The 25,917-nt window shown below is 66.7% G+C and carries 21 protein-coding genes; 13 read left to right on the top strand and 8 right to left on the bottom strand.

Going from position 1 to position 25,917, the window contains the following annotated elements; translation table 11 throughout:
• Nucleotides 1-435 precede the first annotated feature (435 nt).
• The 3 genes from mdeB to lpdA are packed head-to-tail and all read left to right on the top strand — an operon-like array spanning nt 436 to nt 6,170.
• Entirely contained in the window at nt 436-3,123 is a 2,688-nt protein-coding gene (gene mdeB / locus ACZ5PO_RS01795) for an alpha-ketoglutarate dehydrogenase (protein ID WP_464189652.1), read from the top strand.
• Between the two features lie 21 nt (nt 3,124-3,144).
• Nucleotides 3,145-4,419, top strand: a complete 1,275-nt coding sequence (locus ACZ5PO_RS01790; RefSeq protein ID WP_464189650.1) for a 2-oxo acid dehydrogenase subunit E2 — start codon at nt 3,145-3,147, stop codon at nt 4,417-4,419.
• A gap of 8 nt (nt 4,420-4,427) precedes the next feature.
• Nucleotides 4,428-6,170 carry a dihydrolipoyl dehydrogenase gene (gene lpdA, locus ACZ5PO_RS01785; protein WP_464189647.1) on the top strand — a complete coding sequence of 581 codons (1,743 nt, stop codon included), beginning with the start codon at nt 4,428-4,430 and terminating at the stop codon, nt 6,168-6,170.
• A gap of 150 nt (nt 6,171-6,320) precedes the next feature.
• On the opposite strand, the gene ACZ5PO_RS01780 is transcribed toward lpdA, so the two are convergent.
• The 3 genes from ACZ5PO_RS01780 to ACZ5PO_RS01770 all read right to left on the bottom strand — a co-directional run bounded on the left by ACZ5PO_RS01780 (nt 6,321) and on the right by ACZ5PO_RS01770 (nt 9,911).
• Nucleotides 6,321-7,766, bottom strand: coding sequence for a homospermidine synthase (locus tag ACZ5PO_RS01780; protein WP_464189645.1), 1,446 nt, complete (start codon nt 7,764-7,766; stop codon nt 6,321-6,323).
• A gap of 293 nt (nt 7,767-8,059) precedes the next feature.
• A complete protein-coding gene (locus ACZ5PO_RS01775; protein WP_464189643.1) occupies nt 8,060-8,641 on the bottom strand; it encodes a GNAT family N-acetyltransferase in 582 nt (193 codons plus the stop codon).
• Nucleotides 8,642-8,765: 124 nt separating this feature from the next.
• Nucleotides 8,766-9,911: a type III PLP-dependent enzyme gene (locus tag ACZ5PO_RS01770; protein WP_464189641.1), complete on the bottom strand. Its 1,146-nt coding sequence runs from the start codon at nt 9,909-9,911 to the stop codon at nt 8,766-8,768.
• 714 nt (nt 9,912-10,625) lie between these two features.
• On the opposite strand from ACZ5PO_RS01770, the gene ACZ5PO_RS01765 reads away from it, so the two are divergent.
• Nucleotides 10,626-12,233, top strand: coding sequence for an OpgD/OpgG family glucan biosynthesis protein (locus ACZ5PO_RS01765; protein WP_464189639.1), 1,608 nt, complete (start codon nt 10,626-10,628; stop codon nt 12,231-12,233).
• A gap of 153 nt (nt 12,234-12,386) precedes the next feature.
• On the opposite strand, the gene ACZ5PO_RS01760 is transcribed toward ACZ5PO_RS01765, so the two are convergent.
• A complete protein-coding gene (locus ACZ5PO_RS01760; protein WP_464189637.1) occupies nt 12,387-13,259 on the bottom strand; it encodes a creatininase family protein in 873 nt (290 codons plus the stop codon).
• A 111-nt stretch (nt 13,260-13,370) separates the two neighbouring features.
• On the opposite strand from ACZ5PO_RS01760, the gene ACZ5PO_RS01755 reads away from it, so the two are divergent.
• From ACZ5PO_RS01755 to ACZ5PO_RS01735, 5 genes are all read left to right on the top strand, one after another.
• Nucleotides 13,371-14,369 (top strand): ABC transporter substrate-binding protein, encoded by a 999-nt coding sequence (locus tag ACZ5PO_RS01755; protein ID WP_464189635.1) that lies wholly within the window; start codon nt 13,371-13,373, stop codon nt 14,367-14,369.
• A 28-nt stretch (nt 14,370-14,397) separates the two neighbouring features.
• Entirely contained in the window at nt 14,398-15,165 is a 768-nt protein-coding gene (locus ACZ5PO_RS01750) for an ABC transporter ATP-binding protein (RefSeq protein WP_464196612.1), read from the top strand.
• A gap of 35 nt (nt 15,166-15,200) precedes the next feature.
• On the top strand, nt 15,201-15,956 hold the full coding sequence (locus ACZ5PO_RS01745; RefSeq protein WP_464196610.1) for an ABC transporter permease: 756 nt from the start codon (nt 15,201-15,203) through the stop codon (nt 15,954-15,956).
• A 303-nt stretch (nt 15,957-16,259) separates the two neighbouring features.
• Nucleotides 16,260-16,751 (top strand): MarR family winged helix-turn-helix transcriptional regulator, encoded by a 492-nt coding sequence (locus ACZ5PO_RS01740; protein ID WP_464189632.1) that lies wholly within the window; start codon nt 16,260-16,262, stop codon nt 16,749-16,751.
• An 87-nt stretch (nt 16,752-16,838) separates the two neighbouring features.
• Nucleotides 16,839-17,798, top strand: coding sequence for a 2-hydroxyacid dehydrogenase (locus ACZ5PO_RS01735; RefSeq protein ID WP_464189630.1), 960 nt, complete (start codon nt 16,839-16,841; stop codon nt 17,796-17,798).
• A gap of 214 nt (nt 17,799-18,012) precedes the next feature.
• Here ACZ5PO_RS01735 and ACZ5PO_RS01730 read toward each other — a convergent pair whose 3' ends face one another.
• Complete coding sequence (locus ACZ5PO_RS01730; protein ID WP_464189628.1) at nt 18,013-18,276, bottom strand: hypothetical protein; 264 nt, start codon at nt 18,274-18,276, stop codon at nt 18,013-18,015.
• A 494-nt stretch (nt 18,277-18,770) separates the two neighbouring features.
• Here ACZ5PO_RS01730 and ACZ5PO_RS01725 point away from each other — a divergent pair, with 494 nt between their 5' ends.
• Nucleotides 18,771-19,751, top strand: a complete 981-nt coding sequence (locus ACZ5PO_RS01725) for an amidase (RefSeq protein ID WP_464189626.1) — start codon at nt 18,771-18,773, stop codon at nt 19,749-19,751.
• Complete coding sequence (locus tag ACZ5PO_RS01720) at nt 19,709-19,915, top strand: hypothetical protein (RefSeq protein ID WP_464189624.1); 207 nt, start codon at nt 19,709-19,711, stop codon at nt 19,913-19,915. Before ACZ5PO_RS01725 ends, ACZ5PO_RS01720 begins: the two co-directional genes overlap by 43 nt.
• A gap of 64 nt (nt 19,916-19,979) precedes the next feature.
• Here ACZ5PO_RS01720 and ACZ5PO_RS01715 read toward each other — a convergent pair whose 3' ends face one another.
• Nucleotides 19,980-21,005 (bottom strand): nickel/cobalt transporter, encoded by a 1,026-nt coding sequence (locus ACZ5PO_RS01715; protein ID WP_464189622.1) that lies wholly within the window; start codon nt 21,003-21,005, stop codon nt 19,980-19,982.
• Nucleotides 20,996-21,628, bottom strand: a complete 633-nt coding sequence (locus tag ACZ5PO_RS01710) for a DUF1007 family protein (RefSeq protein WP_464189620.1) — start codon at nt 21,626-21,628, stop codon at nt 20,996-20,998. Before ACZ5PO_RS01710 ends, ACZ5PO_RS01715 begins: the two co-directional genes overlap by 10 nt.
• Before the next feature lie 233 nt (nt 21,629-21,861).
• Here ACZ5PO_RS01710 and ACZ5PO_RS01705 point away from each other — a divergent pair, with 233 nt between their 5' ends.
• Together ACZ5PO_RS01705 and ACZ5PO_RS01700 are read left to right on the top strand one after the other, a co-directional pair.
• A complete protein-coding gene (locus ACZ5PO_RS01705) occupies nt 21,862-23,184 on the top strand; it encodes an MFS family transporter (RefSeq protein ID WP_464189618.1) in 1,323 nt (440 codons plus the stop codon).
• Nucleotides 23,185-23,299: 115 nt separating this feature from the next.
• On the top strand, nt 23,300-24,235 hold the full coding sequence (locus ACZ5PO_RS01700) for a cyclase family protein (RefSeq protein WP_464189616.1): 936 nt from the start codon (nt 23,300-23,302) through the stop codon (nt 24,233-24,235).
• 115 nt (nt 24,236-24,350) lie between these two features.
• Here ACZ5PO_RS01700 and ACZ5PO_RS01695 read toward each other — a convergent pair whose 3' ends face one another.
• Nucleotides 24,351-25,865, bottom strand: a complete 1,515-nt coding sequence (locus tag ACZ5PO_RS01695; protein WP_464189614.1) for an AMP-binding protein — start codon at nt 25,863-25,865, stop codon at nt 24,351-24,353.
• Between the last annotated feature and the right edge of the window lie 52 nt (nt 25,866-25,917).

Genomic DNA, 25,917 nt, shown 5'->3' with positions numbered 1-25,917 from the left:
AGATGATCGTCACTGAGAAAGTAGCGAGGCGTGAAAGAAAAATCTACCGATGAAAGGCCATCTTCCGCTTCCGGCGCGCGGTTGAGAGCGATCCTGAGTGGGCGATTACCGTGGGTTGCGGTGGTCGTGAGGCGTGCTCGTTGCGCAATCATTGGCCGGGGCTGCGACCCGGCAAGCTCGCCCATAATTGCGGCGCGACGATCGATCGCCATCGGGGCGTGTAAGTCCGGCTGCTGCGCGAACGTGTGCTCCTTATTTCGTCGTGCCGCGGGCCTTGTCGGCTCGGCTGCCATATGCCGGGCGGCAGAGAATGCCGAGTATCGGCGATAGCACTCCGTCTGGCCGCGTATTCCGGCAGAACGGCACGTTCTTCGGCAAGATATGCCATGCAACTCGGTGCTACCTAGGACGGGGTTCGCAGGAGTTTGAGGAAAAATGATCGCTCACATCGATCCGCCGTTCAACGTGGCCGCTGCGTCATCGCTCGACCAAGATCACGATGAAACGGCGGATTGGCTCGCATCTCTTGGGTCTCTCTATCGAAGCGCAGGCGCCGAACGCGTTCGCTTCATCCTGTCGGCCCTGGACCAGCGCGCCAAGGAGCTGGGCGTATTGTCTGAGGCGCCACCGTATTCCCCCTATCGAAACTCGATACCGCTTGAATCACAGGCGCCGTATCCGGGCGACATCGATATCGAGACCCGCATCACCGCGATCATCCGGTGGAACGCGCTCGCTATGGTCGTTCGCGCCAACAAGGCCTATGGAGAGCTCGGCGGCCACGTCGCGAGCTATGCATCCGCCGCGGAGATATTCGAGGTCGGTTTCAATCACTTCTTTCGCGCGTCGACGTCGGAGACCGAGGGCGACATCGTGTATTTCCAGCCGCACTCGTCGCCAGGCGTTTATGCGCGCGCATATCTCGAGGGGCGGCTGTCCGAGGAGAACTTAAGGTACTATCGTCAGGAGCTTACGGGCGCCGGTCTGTCGTCGTATCCGCATCCTTGGTTGATGCCGGACTTCTGGCAGATGCCGACAGGTTCGATGGGCATCGGGCCGATCAGCGCCGTGTATCAGGCCCGATTCATGAAATATCTCGAGAATCGAGGCTTGGCGCGTACCGAAGGCCGTCGCGTATGGGGTGTTTTCGGCGACGGCGAGATGGACGAGCCGGAGTCGATTGCTGGTCTGTCGTTGGCCGCTCGCGAAGGGCTCGACAATCTGACCTTCATCGTCAACTGCAACTTGCAGCGGCTCGACGGTCCGGTGCGCGGCAATGGTCAGGTCATACAAGAGCTCGAGATGCTCTTCCGGGGCGCCGGTTGGAATGTAATCAAGGTACTCTGGGGATCGGATTGGGATCACATCTTCTCGCGCGATACCGAGCATGCGCTGTTGCGCAAGTTCGCCGCGACGGTGGACGGAAAGTATCAGACGCTGGGCGCGAAGGATGGGGCGTACAATCTAGCGAATTTCTTCGGTGAAGATCCGAAAGTGCGAGCCCTTGTCTCGCACATGTCGGATAGCGATATCGACGCGTTGAAGCGAGGTGGCCACGATTTCCGAAAGTTGTTCGCTGCCTTCTCGGCGGCGAGGGCGACAAAGGGGCGGCCCACGGTCATCCTGGCGAAGACGAAGAAGGGCTACGGAATGGGCGGCGCCGGTGAGTCACGGATGACGTCCCATCAGGCAAAGAAATTGGACGTCGATGCGCTCTATGCCTTTCGCGATCGTTTTTCTCTACCACTGACGAACGAGCAGGTCGAGCGCCTCGAGTTCTTCCGTCCTGCGGAAGAGAGCACCGAGATTCAATATCTGCGTTCCAGGCGTGAGGCGCTTGGAGGCTATCTGCCTTCAAGACGGCGGACGGCAGCGCCGGTGCCGGTTCCGCCCATGCAATCTTATGCGGACTTTGCTCTCAAGGGCGATGGCAAGGAGATGTCGACGACCATGGCAGTCGTGAGGCTCATCTCGAACCTCCTCAAGGACAAGGTGCTCGGCCCGAGGATCGTGCCGATTGTTGCCGACGAAGCACGCACGTTCGGTATGGCCAATCTCTTCAGACAGGTGGGAATCTACTCGCCCGTCGGACAGCTATACGAGCCGGAAGACGCGGGCTCGATGCTATACTATAAGGAGGCTGTAGATGGCCAGCTTCTCGAGGAGGGGATCAGTGAAGCCGGTGCGATTTCGTCGTGGACGGCTGCGGCGACATCGTACAGCGTTCACAATTTCGCGTTGCTCCCTTTCTATATCTACTATTCGATGTTCGGCTTTCAACGGATCGGCGATCTCATCTGGGCGGCCGCGGATCAGCGCGCCAGAGGCCTCCTGTTAGGAGCAACAGCGGGCCGAACCACGCTCGGCGGCGAAGGTCTGCAACATCAAGACGGGTCGAGCCATGTCATGGCTGCGACGATCCCGAATTGCCGAGCCTACGACCCGGCGTTTTCCTATGAGGTCGCAGTCATCGTCGACCATGGCATGCGAGCCATGCTCGAAGAAGGACGCGACGAGTTCTATTATCTCACGGTGATGAACGAGAACTACCCGCAACCGTCGATGCCGGGGGATGTGCGCGACGACATCATAAAGGGCCTCTATCGGGTCGTCGCGAGCGAGGATGGGCTGCCACAGGTTCGTCTTGTGGGTTCCGGCGCCATCCTCCCCGAGACGTTGGCGGCGGCGGAGATGTTGCAGAGCGACTGGCAGGTCTCGTGCGAAGTCTGGTCGGCGACGAGCTACTCGGAATTGGCGCGCGAGGCCCGTGAGGTCGAGCGGAGAAATCGTCTCAGCCCTCTGTCCGAGCCGGCAGAAAGCCACGTTTCGAGATGCCTCTCGGGAAGCGCGCCGGTCGTGGCGGCTTCCGACTACGTGCGGGCTTATCCCCAGCTCATCGGGTCCTATTTCGAGGCGCCATACACGGTTCTGGGTACCGACGGATTCGGACGTAGCGATACGCGTTCAGCGCTCAGGTCGTTCTTCGAGGTCGATCGCAAGCAGATCGTGGTCGCCGCGCTTTCCGCTGTGGCGCGCTCAGGTGAGATCGATCGAGGGCGAGTGGCTGAAGCCATCTCGCTCTATGACATCGCGGCCGACGCAAATTCGCCTTGGCTCATGTGACGAATAAGTCAGAGTATCATCATGGTTGAGTCAGTAGAAATCGTTCTGCCAGACATTGGAGACTACAGGGACGTTCCCGTCGTTGAGATTAACGTGGCGGTTGGCGATGATGTCGCGGTCGATACGCCGCTGCTATCGATCGAATCCGACAAGGCGACAATGGAGGTGCCGTCTCCTGCCGCTGGTAAAGTCAAGCAGTTGATGATCGATGTTGGAAGCCGCGTATCTCGTGGATCTATCTTGATGATCCTTGAGAGCCAAGGAGCGTCGAGTGGTCTTCCGGTCCGAGCGTCGAATGCCGAACCGACGCCGCCAAAGAGGGAAGCAATTGCCGCGGTGCAGGGAGAACCCACTGCGAAGAGTGAGGTGCAGGAATATCAGAGGAGGGCAGAGGCGGGCGGGGCGCACGCGACGCCGTCGGTACGCGCATTGGCGCGGGAGCTCGGCGTCGCTCTGGATCTCGTGAAGCCGAGCGGCGCCAAGGGCAGAGTATTGCGCGACGACATAACGAACCACGTGAGGCACGTCGTGGGTTCGGGCCAATCGACGCCGTCGGCGTTCGGCAATGTGGTGCTCGAATGGCCCAAAGTGGATTTCGAGAGGTTCGGTCCTATCGAACGAACACCCCTGTCGCGAATTCAGAAGATAGCGGGAGCGAATCTCTCGCGAAACTGGAACATGATCCCGCATGTCACGAACTTCGACAAAGCGGATGTGACCGATGCGGAGGCGTTCCGAAAGATCATAAACAGCGACCCCGCAAAAGATACGGCGAAGCTGACGATGGTATCTATTCTGATTAAAGCGGCGGCCCTGGCGTTAAAAAAGTTTCCGCGCTTCAACTCCTCGCTCGATCAGGATGAACTGATACTCAAAAGGTACGTCCACGTCGGATTCGCTGTCGACACGCCAAAGGGTTTGGTTGTCCCGGTGATAAGAGATTGCGACAGGAAGGGATTGCTGGAGATCGCCTCCGAGATGCGATCGCTGGCAGATAAGGCGATCGGAGGGCAGTTGCCAGCCGGCGACATGCAGGGCGGATGCTTGTCCGTCTCTTCTTTGGGAGGCGTCGGCGGCCACGGCTTCACGCCGATCATCAACGCGCCCGAGGTTGCGATCTTAGGCGCGGGGAGAGCCGTGACCGAGGCGGTTTGGAATGGAAGCGAATTTCAGCCGCGTCTGATGCTGCCCATCAGCCTGTCTTGGGATCATCGGGTGGTCGATGGCGTCGCAGCCGCTCAGTTCTTGGGCTTCATCGCCGCTTCGCTAGCTGATTTGCGGCGCCAGGCGTTGTGAGGTCCTCCATGGAAAAGGTCGTTGACATAGCAGTCCCGGATATCGGGGGCTCCGAGGATGTCGAGGTCGTCGCGATCCTCGTCGAGGACGGAGATGTCGTTCAGGAGGAGCAGGCGCTGATCACCGTCGAGTCGGACAAGGCGACGATGGAGATTCCGGCGCCGGTCTCCGGGTTGATCGTCAGCGTGCTCGTGAAGGTCGGCGACAAGGTATCTCAAGGCACCATCCTGGCCAAAGCGGCGGTGTCTGCGTCGCAGCCCGCCGAGCCTGCCGTGGCTGTCGAGGGACATCAGGGAGCAGAGTCGACAGGCAGCGAGACACTGGAACGCTTCGATGTTGCCGTCATCGGAGGTGGGCCGGGCGGATATTCGGCGGCCTATCGCGCGGCCGATCTCGGCTTGAGGGTTGCCATCATCGAGCGGCACGACACGTTGGGCGGCGTATGCCTGAACGTCGGGTGCATCCCGTCGAAGGCGCTTCTGCACATCGCTGCCATCAAGGAGGAGGCGCAAAGGATCGCGGACAAGGGAGTGCGATTCGGAGATCCCGAGATAGACCTGAATGCGCTGAGGTCGTTCAAAGACGGTACGGTCAAGCGACTGACCGACGGGTTGAGCCAGATGGCTCGCGCGCGGAACGTCAAGGTGTTCGCCGGGACCGCGAGGTTCGTCGCAACGCACTGTTTGGAAGTCCGCCTCAGAGGTGGTGCGACGCAACGAATCGAGTTCGGAAACTGTATCGTCGCGACCGGATCGTCGGCCGTCAGGCTTGGCGTGCTGCCGGACGACGACCGGATCGTCACCTCCACAGGAGCCCTACGCCTCGAAGCGATCCCGAAGAGAATGTTGGTTGTCGGCGCCGGAATAATCGGCTTGGAGATGGCCACGGTCTATAGCGCGCTTGGGGCCCGGATCGATCTGGTCGAACGGCTGCCGGAGATGCTCGCCGGGGTCGATCCGGATGCCGTACGCATATGGCGGAGCCAGAACGGCCATCGCTTCGCGCATATCGATCTCGAGGCCAGCGTGAAGGGCGCGAGAGCGGAGCCGGATGGAGTGTCAGTTGAGATCCAGGGCGCGGACGCGGCCGTGCGATCATACGACTTGGTCCTGCAATCTGCAGGTCGGGTGCCAAACAGTGACGATCTAGGGCTGGAAGCGATCGGTCTGAAGCGGGACGCGAAAGGGTTCCTGACCGTCGATCGACAGATGCGGACGAATTTGCATCACATTTTCGCGGTCGGCGATGTGGCTGGCGGTGCCATGCTAGCCCACAAGGCGGTCCATGAGGGGCATGTCGCCGCTGAGGCGGCCGCGGGGTTGAAGAGCTTCTACGACGCGAAGATCGTGCCGAACGTGGCCTACACGGATCCTGAAATTGCTTGGGTCGGCCTGATGGAGCACGAGGCCGCGGCCTCGGGGAAGCGCGTCAAGTCTGCAAGATTTCCATGGGCTGCCTCCGGACGGGCGATTGCCTCTGGTGCGGGGTATGGAATGACGAAGCTGGTATTCGACGAGGAGACGCATCGGATCGTGGGCGGCGTCATCGTTGGACCGCACGCGGGTGACATGATCGGGGAGATCTGCCTGGCGATCGAGATGGGGGCCGATGCGATCGATATCGGTAGAACCATCCATCCGCATCCGACGCTTGGAGAAACGATAGGTTTGGCGGCGGAAATCTATGAAGGCGTCTGCACGGACGTCCTGCCGAGTAGGACGAGCGAATCGAAGCGCATGAGTCATCGATAGCCGAGCAGGCAGAGGCAGGGCCTTCACGGTCGCAGGGGAGGCCCCTCCCCGCCACGAAGTGGCGGGGAGGGTAGGGTGGGCAGAGATGTGCGCCACCCGATAGCCGCAAGCCCGGCCGGGTGCGCGGCTGGAACCGGAGGCCGGCTGCCTCTACGACCGCACCAGCACGTTGCGGAACTGCCAGGGGTCGCTGGTGTCGATGTCCTCGGGGAACAGCCCCGGCCGTCCGTCGAGCGGCGTCCAGTCGGTGTAGACGCCCACCACCGGGCCCAGATAAGGCAGCTGAACCTCCAGGCAGCGGCGGAAGTCGATCTCGTCCGCCTCGACGATGCCGGCGTTGGGGTTCTCCAGCGCCCACACCATGCCGGCGAGCACGGCCGAGGTGACCTGCAGGCCGGTGGCGTTCTGGTAGGGGGCGAGCTTGCGGGTCTCGTCGATGGAGAGCTGCGAGCCGTACCAATAGGCGTTGCCGCCGTGGCCGTAGAGCAGCACGCCGAGCTCGTCGATGCCGTCGACGATCTCGTTCTCGTCGAGGATGTGCTGCTCCTCCTGCACGCGGCCGGCCTGGCCGAACATCTCGTGCAGCGACAGCACCGCCTCGTTGCACGGGTGGTAGGCGTAGTGACAGGTCGGCCGGTAGACCACCTTGTCGCCGTCGCGCACCGTGAAGTAGTCGGCGATCGAGATCGCTTCGTTGTGGGTGACGAGGAAGCCGTACTGGGCCTTCGCCGTCGGTGTCCAGCTGCGCACGCGCGTGTCGGCGCCGGGCTGCAGCAGGTAGATGGCGGCCCCGCAGCCGTGCTCGTGCACGCGCCCGGTCTCGGGCATCCACGTCTCATGGGTGCCCCAGCCGAGCTCGGCCGGCTGCAGGCCTTCGGAGACGAAGCCCTCGACCGACCAGGTGTTGACGAACACCTGCATCGGCTTCTCGGACGTGGCGCGCTGCGTATCCCGCTCGGCGATGTGGATGCCCTTGACGCCGGTGCGGCGCATCAGGTCGGCCCACTCCTCGCGGCTCTTGGGCTCGTCGTGCGGGATGTTGAGGTCGGTGGCCAGATTGAGCAGGGCGCGCTTGGCGAACCATGAGACCATGCCAGGATTGGCGCCGCAGCAGTTGATCGCGGTCGTCCCGCCGGGGCTCGCGCGGCGCGCGGCAAGCAGCTTCTCGCGCAGCGCGTAGTTGGAGCGGTCCGAGGTCGACAGGTTCTTGTCGAAATAGAAGCCGAGCCACGGCTCGTTGACCGTGTCGACGTAGAGCGCGCCGAGCTCGCGGCAGAGCTCCATGATGGAGATCGAGCCGGTGTCGACCGACAGGTTGACGCAGAAGCCCTGGCCGCCTCCGGCCGTGAGCAGCGGCGCCAGGATGTCGCGATAGTTTGCCGGCGTCAGCGCCGCCTGGACGAAGCGGATGCCGCGCTCGTCCAGCAGGCCGCGATCCTTGTCGGAGGGGTCGATGACGACCAGGCGCGAAGCGTCGAACTCGAAGTGCCGTTCGATCAGGGGGAGCGTGCCCCGCCCGATGGAGCCGAAACCGATCATCACGATAGGACCGGTGATGCGGCCATGGATGGGCCAGGACTCGGACGACGAGGTCATCGGTGTTCTCCTTCCGAAACGGCGGCTGATAAAGCTCTTCGACGACGAGCGGACGACAGGAGGTGCGCCAGCAAAGGCTGCCGGCGCCATCCCATCAATCGTTCGGTCGCGCAACGCTTGTCCGGCTGAGCGCAGGGCCGCGTCCTGCTGAAAATGCGTCCAGCGTATCGATTGCCGCGGCGCTCAGGTCGACGGGCTCCGCCGGATCTGAACGCGCGCGGGCGGGGCGAGGCCGATGGGCCTCGCCCCGTCAAGGGTGTCACTGTGGTGTTGATGGGGAAGCTGGCTGCGGTTCACGCAGCGCGAGCCAACCTCCGTTCCGTGTGACCGGCGGCTGCCACCAGCTGGGCGAGATCCGGCTTGGGCGCACGGGTGCCGGTGGCGCTGATCAGGCCGCGAGCGCCGTCGAGCGCACCCGGCGCGAGCTCGCGGGCGAGCAGCCGCTCGGGGGCGTAGGGGCCGGGCATCCACAGCGCGCCGGTCTTGGCCGCCGAAAAGCCGAAGCGCTCATAGTACGGCGCATCGCCCATCAGCAGCACTGCCGCGTGGCCGCCTGCGGAGGCGCGCCGCAGCGCCTCGCGCATCAGGTCCGAGCCGATGCCGTCGCCCTGGCGGTCGGGGTCGACGGCGAGCGGGCCGAGCAGCAGCGCCGGGCGCGCCGGCCCGGCGCTCACATGCCAGAGTCGCACCGTGCCGAGCAGCCGCGGGCCGCTCGGTCCGCCGTCGCGCGCGACCAGGGAGAGGCCGCCGACGGGCAGGCGATCCTCGCGCAGGCGCTCGCTCGCCTTCTCGAAGCGGCCAGCGCCCATGGCGCGATCGAGCAGCGCTTCGCGCGCAGCGACTTCGAAGGGGGTTTCGTCGGCGATCGAAATCATGGCCGCTCGTCCTCATGTGCGGAGGTGGCAGCCCTCGCACCCGCGCGGTTGCCCACGCAGGCCGTCCGGACAAAGGATGGGATGGGTGAGAACGAGCCGGCAGGCCGGCGCGTTCGGCGTCCGATCAGATGATGTAGGACTTCAGCGGCGGGAAGCCGTTGAACGCCACCGCCGAGTAGGTGGTCGTGTAGGCGCCGGTTCCCTCGATCAGCACCTTGTCGCCGATCTCGATGCTCACCGGCAGCCAGTACGGCTCCTTCTCGTACAGGACATCGGCGGAATCGCAGGTCGGGCCGGCGAGCACGCAGGGCGCCTTCTCGTCACCGTCGCGCAGCGTCCGGATCGGATAGCGAATCGCCTCCTCCATCGTCTCGGCGAGGCCGCCGAACTTGCCGATGTCGAGGTAGACCCAGCGCACGCGGTCGGCGTCGCTCTTCTTGGACACGAGCACGACTTCGGCCTGGATCAGGCCGGCGTTGCCGACCATGCCGCGACCGGGCTCGATGATCGTCTCCGGGATACGGTTGCCGAAGTGTCGTCGCAACGCCTGGAAGATCGAGCTGCCATAGGCGCCCACGGCCGGAACCTGCTTCAGGTACTTCGTCGGAAAGCCGCCGCCGAGATTGACCATCGACAGGAAGATGCCGCGTTCCGCACAGGCGCGGAACACCGACGAGGCCATCGCCAGCGCCCCGTCCCAGGCCTCCGTGTTGCGCTGCTGGGAGCCGACGTGGAACGACACGCCATAGGCCTCCAGGCCCAGTCGATGGGCATGCTCGAGCACGTCGGGCGCCATCTGCGGATCGCAGCCGAACTTGCGCGACAGCGGCCATTCCGCGCCCGCTCCATCGCAGAGCACGCGGCAGAACACCTTGACGTCGCGCGCGCCGACCAGCGCCACGGCGCGGCCGATCTTGTCGACCTCGGCCTGGCAGTCGACGGCGAACAGGCGCACGCCGAGCTCGAGCGCGCGCACGATGTCGCGCTCCTTCTTGATGGTATTGCCGAAGGAGATGCGATCGGGCGTGGCGCCCGCGTCGAGCGCGAGCTGGATCTCGACGACGGACGCCGTATCGAAGCACGAGCCCAGGCCGTTGAGGACACGCAGGACCTCCGGGGCCGGATTCGCCTTCACCGCATAGAAGATGCGCGTGTCCGGCAGGGCCTTGGCGAAGGTCAGGTAGTTGTCACGCACGACGTCGAGGTCGACGACCAGGCACGGCCCGTCCTCGCGGCGGTTGCGCAGAAACTCACGGATGCGCGACGTCATGGCGCCCTCCCCAAAAGCTCAATGAACGGCCGGGAGAACCCACTCCGCGGTCGTTCGGCATGATGCGGTTGAAGAGCTCGCTTCCGTAGCGCTGTGGAGACGCTGCGGCGCGACTTCTCTCGAACCGACCGTGCTGCCTTGGTTTGGACAGGGAGAATCCCGATCCGCACGCCCGGCAATGATGGACAAGCCTCTTCGGTGTCGACCTTTGGAGGGCCGACGAGACCAAAAAAGCCCGCTCCGTCGTTGCTTTAAGCTGCGTCCCCCGTGGAGAGCGGGGTTCGCCGGTTTCGCCTCCGGCTGCCGGTTGTATGTTGAGGTCCGATCTTGCGATCGGGGCCGACCTGCCCGGGGTGTCCCACCCCAAGCCATCGACCCTTTCAACCTCGGGCGGCTGTCCGGCCTCTTGTCCGGATGCCCACCAACCGGCACGCGGCCACAGGCACGTGCGAAATTGGGCAGGGCGTTTAATAGTGTGCGCGTCGCCCTATCACAAGTGTTTTTCGGGCCGGAAAGTGCGGTTGGGTCAAAAAATTTCCACCATCGGCCGCCAACCGTGACCCGGGCCATGGGCCCGGCGCCGCCACGCCCAGGCCGGCGCTCGTACTGGCGCTCCCGCACTGGACCGACCCGGCGGGATCGCCTAATCCGTCTCTCCAAAAATCGGGCGCAGGCGCGATATCGGGTGGCGGCTAACATTCACGTGTGAGGCGAATGAGCGTTCTTTCCCGACGGCATTTCATCGAGGGCCTGGCCGCCCTCGTCTCCCTCGCCGCGAGCGCCGCGGCGGCCGAGGCCCAGGGCACGCAAGCGGCGCCGGCGCGCACCGATGCGCCGCCGCCAGCCGGCCCCGCCATCAAGCCGTTCGGCTACGACGACGTGGTTCGCCGCGCGCGCGAACTGTCCCTCGTCCCCTACGACGACCGCCCAAGCCAGCTGCCGGAGGCGTTGGCGAAGCTCGATTTCGACGCCTGGCGCGACATCCGCTTCCGCCCCGACAAGGCCCTGTTGGCGTCGAGCAACACGCCCTTCCGCATGCAGATGTTCCACCTGGGCTTCCTCTTCCAGCGCCCGGTGATCGTGAACGTCGTGCGCGACGGCATCGCCACCCCGGTGCCGTATTCGGCGCAGCTGTTCGACTACGGCCGCAACAAGTTCGACAAGCCGCTGCCGGTGAACGTGGGCTTTGCCGGCTTGCGGTTGCACTATCCGCTCAACAATCCCACCGTCAACGACGAGCTGATCTCGTTCATCGGCGCCAGCTACTTCCGCTTCCTGGGGCGCGGGCAGGTGTACGGCCTGTCGGCGCGCGGCCTCGCCATCGGCATCGGCGGCCAGGAGGAGTTTCCGGCCTTCCGCGAATTCTGGGTCGACGTCCAGCCCGGCGGCGAGAGCCGCGCCGTCGTCTATGCGCTGCTTGACGGCCCGTCGGTGACGGGGGCCTATCAGTTCAACGTCTATCCGGCGAAGGAAACTGTGGTCGACACCGTGGCGACCGTGTTTCCGCGCAAGCCCATCGCCAAGCTCGGCATCGCGCCGCTCACCTCGATGTTCTTCATCGGCGAGAACGACCGCCGCTTCATCGACGACTACCGGCCGGAGGTGCACGATTCCGACGGCCTGCTGATCCATTCCGGCACCGGCGAATGGATCTGGCGGCCGCTCAGGAACCCCAAGGAACTCGCCATCTCCTCCTTCATGGAGAGCAACGTGCGCGGCTTCGGGCTGATGCAGCGCGACCGTATCTTCGAGCACTACGAGGACCTGGACATCGCCTACGAGCAGCGGCCCGGCTATTGGGTGGAGCCGCGCGGCCAGTGGGGCGAGGGCCATGTGGAACTGGTCGAGCTGCCCACCACCGACGAGACCAACGACAACGTCGTCGTCGCCTGGGTGCCCAAGCAGCAGGCGGAGCCGGGGCAGACACTGGTCTACCGCTATGCCATCAAGGCCGTCGGCGACACGACGGGGCTGCATCCGGGCGGCATGGCCGTCAACAGCTACCAGTCGGCGCCCAAGGCCCTGGGCTCGTCGGAGGTCGTGAAGCCCAACACCCGCCGCCTGATGGTCGATTTCAACGGCGGCGAACTGTCCTATTGGCTGAAGGATCCGAGCAAGGTGCAGGTCGATGCCTCGATCTCGTCCGGCCGCATCATCCGCACCTTCATCATGCCCAACCCGCAGGTCCAGGGCTTCCGCGCCGGCGTCGACATCGAGGCGCCTGCCGGCCAGACGGTGGACGTGCGCGTCTTCCTGCGCGCCGGCAGCAAGGCGCTCACCGAGACCTGGATCTTCCCCTGGAAGGCGGACGGCGCCGCTTAGAGCGCTTTGTGATCCGACGTCATGGCCGGGCTTGACCCGGCCATCCATTGCAGCAAGCAGCGTCAGCCCGATAGGGCTGCCCGAATGTTGTTGTTTTCCAAGTGGATGGATGGCCGGGTCAAGCCCGGCCATGACGCGGTGGGTTTGTGCCCGCTAGATAAATCCCGGCTTCGGCTTTCCGGCGGCCTCGCCGAGGTCGAAGTCGGCCACTTCGCCCAGCAGCCTGACGAAGGCGGCCGCCGCGTGGTTCGCCGCCGCCTCGCCCTTCTCCGCGGTCGCCGCGGCGGCGTTGCCGATGGCGCCGGCGGCGTGGAGGTCCTGCGCCAGCCAGGCGAAGCCCGCCGGCCGGTCGGCGCGGAGCAGGCCGTACTCCTGCTCCATGGCCCGTGTCCGCGACGCGAAGTCGGCGGCCTGCTCCATGCGCACCAGATCCGGCCGGAAGGCGAGCATCAGCGAGGTCTCGATCTCGCCGCCGTGGATGCCGTGCCGGATCTCGTCGGCGTCGAAGAGGCCGTCCGGGTAGCCGAGCCGGGCCCACGAGGTCAGCACGACGAGGAGCCCGGCTTCGAGCCGCAGCGCGCGCGACACCACGTCCATGACCGGGCTGTTGCCGCCGTGGGAGCTCACCATGACGAGCTTACGGCAGCCGGCGCGGGTCACGCCGTAGCCGATCTCGCGCCAGGCGCGGATCGCCGTTTCCGGCGAGAGCGTGAGCGTGCCGGCGAAGGCGACGTGCTCCGTCGACAGGCCGACCGTCTGCGTCGGCAGCACCACCACCGGCGGCTCGCTGCCGGCGCCGTCCTCCAGCAGGGTCCGCACGCGCGCCAGGTGGCCCTCCATGATGAAGGTGTCGGTGCCGGTCGGCAGATGCGGGCCGTGCTGCTCGATCGCCGCCACCGGCAGCACGGCGATGGTGCGCGCCATCTCGCGGGCGGCGAAATCCTCGGTGGTGAGCTCGTCCCACAGCCGGCTGCGGCGGAACTGTGGCGCGCCGGGAGATCGTACGGTCTGGAAACTCTGGGCCAAGGTGCTCATCCCGAACGCGAGGTGATCTATGCAGAACGAAGGTATTCGCCGTCTTGTCAGCTTAGCCGTCTCGCGGGACAAAGGCACGGCGACAGATGGGGGAGATCAGACATGATCCGGTGGTTGGGCGGCATGTGGGCGGGCATCGTGCTCCTGTTGGGTGCCGGCGCGGCGCTGGCGGCCGACAAGGTCACCTTCGGCACCAACTGGCTCGCCCAGGCCGAGCACGGCGGCTTCTACCAGGCGGTGGCCGACGGCACCTATGCCAAGTACGGCCTCGACGTCACCATCGTGCCGGGCGGTCCGCAGAGCAACAACCGCATGCTGCTCGCTGCCGGCCGCCTCGATTTCTACATGGGCGGCAATCTGCTCCAGCCGTTCTCGGCGGTGGCCGAGAACATCCCGGTCGTCGTCGTCGCCGCCATCTTCCAGAAGGATCCGCAGGCGATCCTGTCCCGCCCCGGCCAGGGCCTCGATACCTGGGAGGATCTCAAGAAGGCGCGGCTGTTCATCGCCCGCGAGGGGCTGGTCTCCTACTTCCAGTGGATGAAGGCGGCGTTCGGCTTCAAGGAGGACATGACGCGGCCCTACACCTTCAACGTGGCGCCGTTCCTGGCCGATCCGCAATCCGCCATGGAGGGCTACAGCACCTCCGAGCCGCTGGCGGTCGAGAAGCAGGGCGGCTTCAAGCCCAACGTCTTCCTGCTCGCCGATTACGGCTTCGACACCTATTCGACCACCATCGAGACACGCAGCGACGTCGTCGCCGGCAAGGCCGACATGGTGCAGCGCTTCGTCGATGCCTCGATCATCGGCTGGTACAACTATCTCTACGGCGATCCGGCCGCCGCCAACGCGCTGATCAAGGCGGCCAACCCGGACATGAGCGACGAGCAGCTCGCCTTCTCGCGGGCCAAGATGAAGGAGTACGGCATCGTCGACTCCGGCGACACGCTGAAGCTCGGCATCGGCGCCATGACCGATGCACGGTTCAAGCACTTCTTCGGTCTCGCGGCGAACGCCGGGTTGGTGAACCCCGGGCTTGCCTACACCAAGAGCTACACGCTGGCCTTCGTGAACAAGGGCGTCGGGCTTGACCTCAGGCGCTAGCGGACTGGCGGTGGCGGACGTCGAGCCGATGCCGGCGCCCGCTGCCATCAGTCTGCTCGGTGTCGGCAAGAGCTACCCCAACGGAACGCGAGCCCTGGCCGGCCTCGATCTCGTGGTGCGCCAGCGCGAACTGCTGGCGCTGCTCGGCCCGTCGGGCTGCGGCAAGTCGACGGCGCTGCGCATCATGGCCGGCCTCGCCGCTCCGACCAGCGGCGTCGTCGAGCGCCATCTGGCCGCGGGCGACGGCGCCCCGATCGGCTTCGTCTTCCAGGAGCCGACGCTGATGCCGTGGGCCCGCGTCGCCGCCAACGTGCGGCTGCCGCTCGACCTTGCGGGCGTGGGCCGGGCGGAGGCCCGGCGTCGCGCCGAGGAGATGATCGACCATGTCGGCCTCGCCGGGTTCGGCCGTGCCTTCCCGCGCGAGCTCTCCGGCGGCATGCGCATGCGCGTCTCGCTGGCGCGCGCGCTGGTGACGCGGCCGCAACTGCTGCTGATGGACGAGCCGTTCGCCGCCCTCGACGAGATCACCCGCTTCAAGCTCAACGACGATCTCCTGGCGCTCCGGGCGGCGTTCGACTGCACCATCGTCTTCGTCACCCATTCCACCTACGAGAGCGTCTATCTGGCCGACCGCATCGTGGTGATGAGCGGGCGACCCGGCCGGGTCACCGACGAGATCGTGGTGGAGGCGCCGGCGCCTCGCACCGCGGCCTTCCGCGGCACGGCGGACTATGCCGAGCAATGCCGCCGCGCCTTCGCCGCCATTGCCGGGGCCGCCGGGAGCGTCGCCCCATGAGGGGCGGCGGCCATGAGCGCGTGCTGGCGTGGGGCATGCCGGCCCTGGCCTTCGCCGGCGCCATCCTGGCGTGGGACCTGGTGGTGCGGTTGAACGGCATTCCGCCCTACATCCTGCCGGGGCCGGGGCTCGTCGCCGCCACCCTGGTCAGCGACTGGCCGACGCTGTCGGCGTCGCTCTGGGTCACGCTGCGCACCACGCTCAAGGCGCTGGCCGTGGCGACGGTCGGCGGCGTCGCCCTGGCCGTCCTCTTCGCCCAGTCGCGCTGGGTCGCGCTGTCGCTCTATCCGTTCGCGGTGATCCTGCAGGTGACGCCGATCATCGCCATAGCGCCGCTGCTGCTCATCTATCTCTCCCCCGATGCGGCCGTGCTCACCTGCGCCTTTGTCGTCGCCTTCTTCCCGGTGCTGTCGAATACGCTGGCCGGACTGAACAGCGTCGATCCCAATCTGCGCGACCTGTTCCGCCTCAACCGCGCCTCGCGGCTGGCGGAGCTGCTGCGCCTGCGCATTCCCGCCGCCCTGCCCAGTTTCCTGGTGGGCCTGCGCATCGCAGGCGGCCTCGCCCTCATCGGCGCCATCGTCGCCGAGATCGCCGCGGGATCCTCCGGGCAAGGCTCGGGCCTGGCCTACCGCATCGTCGAAGCCGGCTATCGCCTCAACGTGCCGCGCATGTTCGCGGCGCTGGCGCTGATCTCGATCGCCGGCATCGTGATCTATGCCAGCCTCGCGCTGTTGTCGCATATCTTGCTGCGGCGCTGGCACGACAGCGCCGTCGGCCCCGACGGATAGTCGGGTGGCGAAGCACCGGCCCGCCTCGGTTATGCTGATCCCGGCGTCGGCTATTCGTTCACTCTACGTCATCGACTCGTCACTGCCCGCGAAGTACTATTTCGACGGCAAGCTAATTCCTTGGCGAGCTAAGCACGCCGCCAGAGCGCTTCCCGATGGGGTGGCCTCACCCGATCGGAGAGAAGCGCTCCAGATTCAAGAGCTGGAGCATCTCCATCCGATCAGATGAGCCCGTCTGATCGGATGGAGATGTTCCAGGGATCAGGGCTCGGCCAGCCCGGGCGCACCAAGCGAGACGAGCCGATGAAAAATCATATCCGCAAGAGCGTGGGGTGGGCGCTCGTCCATTCGGCGCGGCTGCACCGCACCCGCATGGGCGAGCGATTATCGGCGCTGGGCCTGTTCCCGGGGCAGGAGCAGGTGCTGCAGGCGCTCTCGGAGGTGGAGGCCATGACCATGGGCGAACTGGCCGACCTGCTGCGCGTGAAGCCCCCGACCGCCTCGAAGACCGTGGCGCGCCTGTCGGCGCAGGGCCTTGTGACGCGACAGGCCGAGCCCGGCGACGCCCGCGTGGTGCGCGTGCGGCTGACGCCGGACGGTGTCCAGCGCGCCGCTTCCATCGTCCAGCTCTGGGACGAGGTGGAGGACGAACTGCTCGACGGCTTCGACGCCAAGGAGCGGCGCCGGTTGCGCAAGCTGCTGCGGCGCGTCGCGAAGAACCTCGCGGGCACCGAGACCGAGGACGAGGCGGCCGACGCTCTGGACGACGAGTTCGAGGACAGCGCCGTCGTCTAGGTGCATCCCCGCTCCAGCCGGGGGGCCGCCACCGATGGACAGGATAGGCCGGAGCGGCTTATCGGTGGGGCGTCGGAGAGGTCAGCCATGTCCCAGGTCGAGGTGGTTCAAGTCAGTCCGCTCATGCCCGGACCACAGCGGGCGCTGGAAGCCGGCTTTACGGTGCATCGCTGTTACGGCGCAGTTGACCGCGCTGCCGTGCTCGATGCGGTCGCCGATCGGGCCCGCGCCGTGGCCGGCGGCTTCTCCAAGGTCGATGCGGCATTCATCGATGCGTTGCCGCGGCTGGAGATCATCGCCAATCTGGGTGTCGGCTACGATGCCGTCGATGCCGTCCACGCAGGCCGCAAGGGCATCGTCGTCACCAACACGCCGGACGTGCTGACCGACGAGGTCGCGGACCTGACGCTCGGCCTCATCCTGGCGACGGTGCGGCGTCTGCCCCAGGCGGATCGCTATGTGCGTGAGGGGCGATGGCCGGCTGGGCCGTTCCCGCTCACCGGCTCGCTGCGCGGCTGCACCATCGGCATCCTCGGTCTGGGTCGCATCGGCAAGGCCATTGCCACGCGCTGCGAGGCCTTCGGCCTCCCGGTCGCCTACCACGGGCGCCACCGCCAGCCCGGCGTGGCCTACGCCTATCACCCGACGTTGCCGGCGCTCGCGGCGGCGGTGGACATCCTCGTGGTGGTGGCGCCGGGCGGCGCGGAAACCCATGGCATCGTCGACGCCGAGGTGCTGCGGGCCCTCGGCCGCGACGGCATCCTGGTCAACGTGGGCCGCGGCTCGGTGGTGGACGAGCCGGCCCTGATCGCGGCCTTGCAGGCCGGAACGATCGCCGCCGCGGGGCTGGACGTCTTCGCGCACGAGCCGCACGTGCCAGCGGAACTGATCGCGCTCGACAATGTGGTGTTGCTGCCCCACGTGGGCTCGGCCTCCGTGCAGACGCGCACGGCCATGTCGCAGCTGGTGGTCGACAACCTGACCAACTGGTTTGCCGGACGCGGCCCGCTCACGCCGGTGGCCGAAACGCCCTGGCCGACTCCCTGAGGCGATGGTTCCGGCGCCTTGGCTCTAGTGTGGTGGAAGGTCCTGGCCCCGACATGGCATCGACGTTCAGGCCGCCGGTCCAGCGGCGCACCTCTCCCCGCAGGCGGGGCGAGGGGGCACGGCGGCTCCGTCAGCGCCAAACCGGTAAGACTTGTATGCAGAGCCACCCAAGCGCCTCTCTTGCGATTGGGTGATGCCACCAACCGCGAAGCAGCTAGCGCGTCAAGACCGGCTCGACCCTCAGCGCGCTGCGCACGAAGGCGATCATGGCCCACAGGCCGATGCAGCCGAAGATCACCATGAACGCGTATTCGATCGTCGTGCCCAGCTCCAGCAGGCCGGCGACGGCCCAGCCGCCCGCGATGGCTGCGCCCATCACCTCGGTGCCGACGAGCAGCGTCAGCGAGCCAAGGGTGAGCAGATTGCGCCAGTTGACGCGGCCTTGCGGTGCGAGCTTGTTTTCCGTATCTGCCGACAAACGACGTCCTTTCGATCAAGCCACGAGAAATAGCTTATGACGAAGCCCCCTGACAAGGCGATGCGGCCGCTGCCAGCGACGCGGCTTGCCCTGCAGGGCACGCATGGGCGCATTCGCGCGATTCGGCTCAAGCGCCACTTCGTTTCCGCTAAGGTGGCTTCCTAAACGACATCGGCACCAGAGCATCGGACCCGGGGTGGACGCCGGTTTTGGGGTTGTTCCGATGCTGAGACTGAAGAGCTAGGGCGGCAGCTTCGTTCCGGCGGAGCGCCCGACGCCCGAGAGCATCTCCGTCCGATCGGACAGAAATGCTCGGACTCTTCGAAACTGGAGCGCTTTCTTGCGGTCGGGTGAGCCCATCCGAGCGTGAAGCGCTCCGGCGTGGCGGATCCGGCTGGCTGACGGCGCATCGGTTGCAGGGCCGTGCGCGTCGAGCGATGAAGCAGGCGAACGCCACGCGGGTTGGTCCCACGAACGGCTCAGAGCGAGGGTGGATGCATCACGAGACCTTCAAGGCCTTCATGCCCTATCCCCCAGCGGCGGTTGCCCACGCGTCCACCGGGCCGCTGTCGGGTCTGAGCTTTGCCGTCAAGGATGTCATCGACGTCGCCGGCTATCCCACCTCCTGCGGCACGCCGCTCAAGCTCGCCGCCTCCGGAATCAAGCCGTCCACCGCCCCGGTCGTCCAGCGGTTGCTCGACGCCGGCGCCCGCTTTGCCGGCAAGACCCACACGGACGAGTTCGCTTTCTCGATCCTCGGCCGCAACTGCCATTTCGGCACGCCGGTCAACCCGGCCGCTCCCGGCCGCATCCCGGGAGGCTCGTCCTCCGGTTCGGCGGTGGCCGTGGCGGCGCGGCTCGTCGATTTTTCGTTGGGCACCGATACCGGCGGCTCGTTGCGCGCTCCGGCCTCCTATTGCGGCATCTTCGGCATCCGCCCGACCTTCGGCCGGGTCGACAACAGCCTGTGCGAGCCGCTCGCCCCCAGCTTCGACACGGTGGGCTGGTTTGCGCGGGACGCCAAGATGCTGGCCCGGGTCGGCGCCGTCCTGCTCGGCCCCGACACCACGGCGCTGCCGGGCGCCGCGCGCTTCCTGATCGCTCGCAGCTGCTTCGCCGTGGCCAAGCCCGAGACGGCGGCGGAGCTCGAAAGCGTGCTGCGCCGCATCGAGCTGCGGCTTGGCATGCTCGACGACACCACCGACGCGGCGCCCAACATCGACGACCTGTACTGGGCGTTCCGCCATATCCAGTCGCGCGAGGCCTGGGAGGCGCATCACGCCTTCATCGAAGAGATCGAGCCGCCGCTCTCGCCGGCGCTGGCCGAGCGCTTCGCCTTCGGCAAGGACGTGACCGACTCGCTCGTGGCCGAGGCGCGGGCGCTGCGCGTGCGCTTCCGCCAGCATCTGACGGCGCTGCTGGGGAGGGCACCGTGCTGGTGCTGCCGACCATGCCGGCGCCGCCGCCGTTCCTGAACGAGGCCGATGCGGCCATCGAGGATTTCCGCAACCGCACCGTCCGGCTGCTGTGCCTGGCGAGTTTAGCCGGCTTCCCGCAGGTGACCATCCCGGTGGTCGAGAGCGACAACGGCCCCTCGGCCTGTCGCTGTTGGGCCCCGCGGGCTCCGACCGGTCGCTGATCCAGCTCGCCAGCCGCGTCGCGGAAGCGGCGCGCGAACGGATCGCCTAAAGGGCTCTTCGCCGTCAGCCGGCGCCGGCCGAGGCGAGGCCGACCAGCAGCGCCGTCCCCAACACGAAGACGAAGGCGCCGGCGAGCACCTCGAGGCCGGCCACGACGACGGTTCCGCCGCGTCCGCGGCCACCGGCCAGCCTGAGCGCGAGGCCCTTGGCGAAGACCGCCAGCGCTGCCACGAGCCCGGTGGTGATGGCCGTGCCCAGCGCCATGGCGAAGGTGGCGGCGACCCCGACGGCGAAGGCCTTCTGGGACAGGGCGAAGACCAGCAGGATGATGGCGCCGGAGCAGGGACGGGTGCCCGCCGCCAGCACCACGCCGATCCAGCCGCGCACCGTGTCGGCCCGGGCGACCTCGGCGGCCGAGGGCATGTGAGCGTGGTCGCAGTCGTCGGCGGCGGCCGCATCGCCGCTGGGCGTCGCCACCGCAACGAGCTTGCCCGCCTTGCGCCACAGCAGCACGGCGCCGACTGCCGCCACCAGGGCGAAGCTCGCCAGCTCGATGAGGTTGGCGGTGGCGCTGACGGAGGCGGCGGTGGCGTTGAGCACGACCGCCAGCACGGCGACGATGGCGATGGCGACCAGGGCCTGGAGCACGGCCGCCGCCAGGCTGAGCACGAAGCCCTTCGCCAGCGTCTGCTCGTTGGCCAGCAGGTAGCCGGAGATGACCCCCTTGCCGTGCCCGGGGCCGGCGGCGTGGAAGACACCGTAGGCGAAGCCGACGCCCATCAGGGCCCACAGCCCGCTCCCGGTCTCGGCGATCACCTGGAGGCCGTTGGTGAGCGCCTGGTAGAAGCGCGATTGCAGCGCCAGGATCAGCGCGCCGAAGCTGCCGGTGGGCGCCGCCTCGCGCAGACCGGTGCCGAACGGGCTCTTGGGCGGTGCCGGCGCCGCAGCCTGGCCCGCCGCCCAGGCGATGAGCGCGAGTGCCGCCGCCACGAGCGCGACCGCGGCGACCGCCACGGCGATGCGCCGGGCGAGCCGGCCGTGGCGCGCCGCGATCGCTGACGTGGCGACGCCGCCCTCGCTCAGGGACATGCGACGAGCGCCTTGTTGGCGAACTGGCTGCCGAAATCGGACGACTGGTCCAGCGCGGTGAAGAAGCTCTCCGACAGGTTGCGCGTGTCGGGCGCCTGCGTCTTGGGGCGCATGACGGTGAGAGTGCAGCCCGCCGGCGCGCCGGCGAGGCGCACCGGATCGGGGCCGTCGGCGAGCGTGAAGTCGACGAAATAGGTCGGATCCGAGACGTCGAGCATCAGCGTGCGGCTGGCCGGCAGCGGCCGCTTCAGCGGTAGCAGGAACCTGAGCGTCAGCTGGCCGTCGGTGTATTCCATCGCCGTATCCACCGGCTCGGCGAACTCGAGCTCCTTGCCGTTCACGCGGGCGTGGGTGAAGTAGCCGTATTCGTTGAGCGATTCGGTGTTCACCTTGGCTAGCTCCGTCAGCTCGTCCGGCGTCACCTTGCCGTCGCCGTTCTTGTCCAGCCCCTGCACCGAATAGGCGGAGTAAGCCTTGTCGAAGCTCCAGGTGTGGCGGACGCCGGTCATGCTGCCGTCGGGCGCATAGATGATCTCGCTGCGCACGCTGACCCAGACATGGGGGTGCGCGGCGGCCGGTAGGGCGAAGGCGACGGCCAGCAGGAGGCCGAGAATCAGTCGCATGGCGAGCTCGCTCATGGGGCGGGCACCCTCTTTGGCAATTCGATCGAAATCGAGGCACGCCGAAAGGGCGGGCCGTGATGCAGTCGTCGTCCCGCCACTTTGGGCGGTCGTGCACGCGGCCGCGTTGCCGCCGCGCGTCGTGGCTCCAGATGTAAGCCCAAGGATGACGGGCGTGCGTTCGGGCGTAGCATGCGCGGACGAGTCGCGGTGATCCAGTGGAGAGAGATCGACCCATGACAGCGCTCACGACCGCCGATCCGGCTGCCCGCCTGGCCGGGCTCAGCGACAGCCAACGCGTCTTCGCCATCTTTGCCGCCTCGTCCGGCAATCTCGTCGAGTGGTATGACTTTTACGTTTACGCGTTCACGGCCATCTATTTCGCGCCGGCCTTCTTCCCGGCCGGCGACCCGACCATCCAGCTGCTCAACAGCGCCGCCATCTTCGCCATCGGCTTCCTCATGCGGCCCATCGGCGGCTGGCTCTTCGGCCGCATCGCCGACCGCTACGGGCGCCGCCGCTCGATGATCATTTCGGTGCTGATGATGTGCTTCGGCTCGCTCATCATCGCCTGCCTGCCGACCTTTGCCACCATCGGCACCCTGGCGCCGCTGCTGCTCCTCCTGGCGCGCATGGGCCAGGGGCTTTCCGTCGGCGGCGAATACGGCACCAGCGCGACCTACATGAGCGAGGTGGCCAAGGTGGGCCGTCGCGGCTTCTTCGGCTCCTTCCAGTACGTCACGCTGATCGGCGGCCAGTTGCTCGCCTCCCTGGTTATCCTGATCCTGGCGCTGATGCTCAGCACCGAGGAGATGCGGGCGTGGGGCTGGCGCATCCCCTTCTTCATCGGCGCCGCTACGGCGGTCATCGCGCTCTTTCTGCGGCGGACGCTCGAGGAGACCCAGTCGGAGGAGGTGCGCAAGCGCAGCGAGGCCGGTTCGCTGATGGCGCTGCTGCGGCAGCATCCCCGCGCCTTCCTCACGGTGCTCGGATTTACGGCCGGCGGGTCGCTGATCTTTTACACGTTCACGACCTACATGCAGAAATACCTGATCAATACGGCCCATATGGAGACGCGCACCGTCAACATCGTGATGACGGCGGCGCTGTTCGTCTACATGTGCCTGCAGCCGCCGTTCGGGGCGCTCTCCGACCGCATCGGCCGGCGCAACTCGATGCTGCTGTTCGGCGGCCTCACCACGGTGGCGACAGTGCCGTTGCTGACGGCCATCGGCGGCGTGACCAACCCCTGGACGGCGCTCGTGCTGATCCTGATCGCGCTCGCCATCATCAGCCTCTACACGTCGATCAGCGGCCTGGTGAAGGCGGAGCTGTTCCCGGCGGAGGTGAGGGCGCTCGGCGTCGGCTTCGCCTACGCCCTTGCCAACGCGGTGTTCGGCGGCTCGGCGGAGTACGTGGCGCTCTGGTTCAAGAGCGTCGGGCACGAATCCTGGTTCTTCTGGTACGTCACCATCATGTGCGCCATCGCGTTCGGCGTGGCCGTGTTGATGCGCGACTCCCGCAAGGGCGGCTACCTGCAGGGCCAGCACGTGGATTGAGCGCCTGATCGGCAGGGTTGCCCCGGCGCAGCGCTGCCGATCCCCGCTTGCATCCTGGTTGCACTCCCTTGAGTATGCACGCCGATGGTCACAAGAGCCATCTGAGGGAGGAACCATGCCTACGTCAGCGATCCGCTGGGGCTTGCTTGCCCTGGTGTGCACTCTAACGCCCGCCGCCGCCCAGGACTGGACCAAGTCCAAATGGGGCCCGGACGACGAGATCGGCGCGGCGAACTACATCACGCCGGAGCTTGTGCTCAAAGCCACCCAGCTGGTGAAGACCGGTAAGACCTATGCGCTCGGCATCGAGACCAACGCCAAGACGCCGGCTTTTCCACCCCGTGGCTTCAAGCTCATGGTGGTCCAGCCGGGCCAGGCCGGCATTCCTGGGCTGGGGCCGAACAAGGCCACCTATAACGACGATATCATCGAGGGGTGGGTCGGCGTCGGTAGCCAGCTCGACGGGCTGGGCCACCTCGGGATCGAACACGTCTATTACAACGGCAACAAGGGGGCCGACTTCGCCGACCCCAACGGCCTGAAGAAGCTCGGTATCGAGAAGGTCCCTCCGCTCGTCGCCCGTGGCGTGCTGCTCGACATGGCGGCGCTGAACAACACGGACGTGGTCAAGGAAGGGACGGCCTTCAATCGGGCGGAGATCGAGGCGGCCGCCAAGAAGCAGGGCGTCGATATCCGTCAGGGCGACGTGGTTCTGTTTCACACCGGCTGGACCAGCCTGATCGGCAAGGACGACAAGCGCTACAGCGCCGGAGAACCGGGAATCGGCCTCGAGGGTGCGCAATACCTGACGGATATCGGGGTCGTGGCGGTTGGTTCCGATTCCTCGGCGCTCGAAGTGATTCCCTTCGAGACCAAGGATCTGTTTCCCGTCCACCAGCACCTGCTCGCCAAGACGGGAACTTACATCCTGGAAAACATGAACACGGAGCAGCTGTCCAAGGACAAGGCTTACGAGTTTCTGTTCGTCTTGGGGCCGGCCCGGGTCACCGGCGCGGTGCAGGCGATCATCAACCCGATTGCCATCAGGTAGTGCTGCTGCTCCGTTGCAGCACAGGGCCTCCGGCCGTCCGGCTGCGAACCTCGCCCCGCGTGGGGGGTGAGGTCCGCAGCCGGCGCCGGCAACGCCAAGCCGTCAAAATAACGCGTCAGGCCGACTTCGCCGCGGCCGGCGGCTGCGGCCGCAGGCGGAACTCGCGACCCTGCTCGAGCCAGGCGATGCGCTCGTCGCGCAGCGCCGTGCGCCGCACCTTGCCGGCGTCGTCGCGCACCGCGTCGGTCGCCAGCTCGTAGCTCTCGGGGTGCTTGGGCCGGGCGATCCGGCTGGCGAGGAAGTCGGGCAGGGAGGCCAGCACCGTGTCCGCATCCTTGCCGTCGGCGAGCTGCACGATGGCGTGGATGCGCGCGCCGAGGTCCGCGTCCGGCAAGCCGATGACGGCGCAGGTGGTGATGTCCGGATGGGCGATCAGCGCCGCCTCGACCTCGGCCGGATAGACGTTGGCGCCGCCGCGCAGGATCATGTCGGAGCGACGGTCGGCCAGCCAGATGTAGCCCTCCTCGTCGATGCGACCGATGTCGCCGAGCGACTCCCAGCCGTCTTTCGTGCGCTTCGGCTCCGCTCCCAGGTAGTGGTAGGTGGTGCCGGCGCCCTCGGCCGACTTGAGGTAGATCTCGCCCGTCTCGCCCGGCGGCAGGTCGCGCCCGTCCTCGTCGACGACCTTGGCACCGCCGATCTCCACGCGGCCGACCGAGCCCTTGCGCTTGATCCATTCGGTGCCGGGAATGACGGTGGAAGCCTGCCGCTCGGTGCCGCCGTAGAGCTCGTAGATGCGCTCGGCCCCGAGCCAGTCGATCCACGCCTCCTTCAGCCACATGGGCATCGGGGCCGCCATGTGGAAGACGATGCGCAGGCTCGACAGATCGAAGCGCTCGCGCTCCTCCTTGGGCAGCGACCAGATGCGGCTCATCATGGTCGGCACGAAATTCACCCATTCGATGCGATGCCGCTCGATCAGGCGGAGCGCCTCGAGCGCGTCGAACTTGGGCATGCCGACCAGCAGGCCGCCCTCGAACAGGCTCGTATGGCTGATGATGAACGGCGCGTTGTGGTAGACCGGGCCGGGATTGAGCAGCCTGACGTGCTCGTGCATGACGATCGGCGGCACCTTGGGATCGGTCGCCGCCGGCTGGTGATCGACGATGACCTTCGGCCGGCCGGTCGAGCCCCCCGAGGTCATCGCCTTCCAATAGCGGGCGATCGGGCCGGTGACCGGCTCGTCCGAAAATCCCTCGGGCTTGAAATCGGGCGGCAGCGTCTTGGGGGCGTTCCAATCGGCCTCGCCACCGATGACGAGAGAGGGCTGCAGCAGCTCGAGGATCGCTGCGGCTTCGCCGCGTGGCAGGCGATACGACAGCGAGCAGGGCGTCGCGCCGCATTTCCAGATGGCGAAGGTATTCTCGTAGAAGACGTTGGAGTTGGGCAGGCCGACGGCGACGAAATCGCCCGGCTTGACGCCCATGTGAGCGAAGGCGCGCGCCCGCTGGTTGGCGCGCCGCTCCAGCTCGCCCCACGTCAGCTTGTCGTCGCCGTGGATGATGGCCACGGTGTCGTGGCCGTTCCGGTCGGCGTGCCAGCGCGGCACGTCTGCCATCGGGATCAGCATGTTTCCTCCACCGCCCGGCCGTCTCTGGCCGCTGCTCCATGTTGAGCCTGGG

This window comes from Chelatococcus sp. KU-N122 (assembly GCF_055391085.1).
Note: the sequence above shows the minus strand (reverse complement) of the source record. Positions and strands in the feature narration are given on the sequence as shown.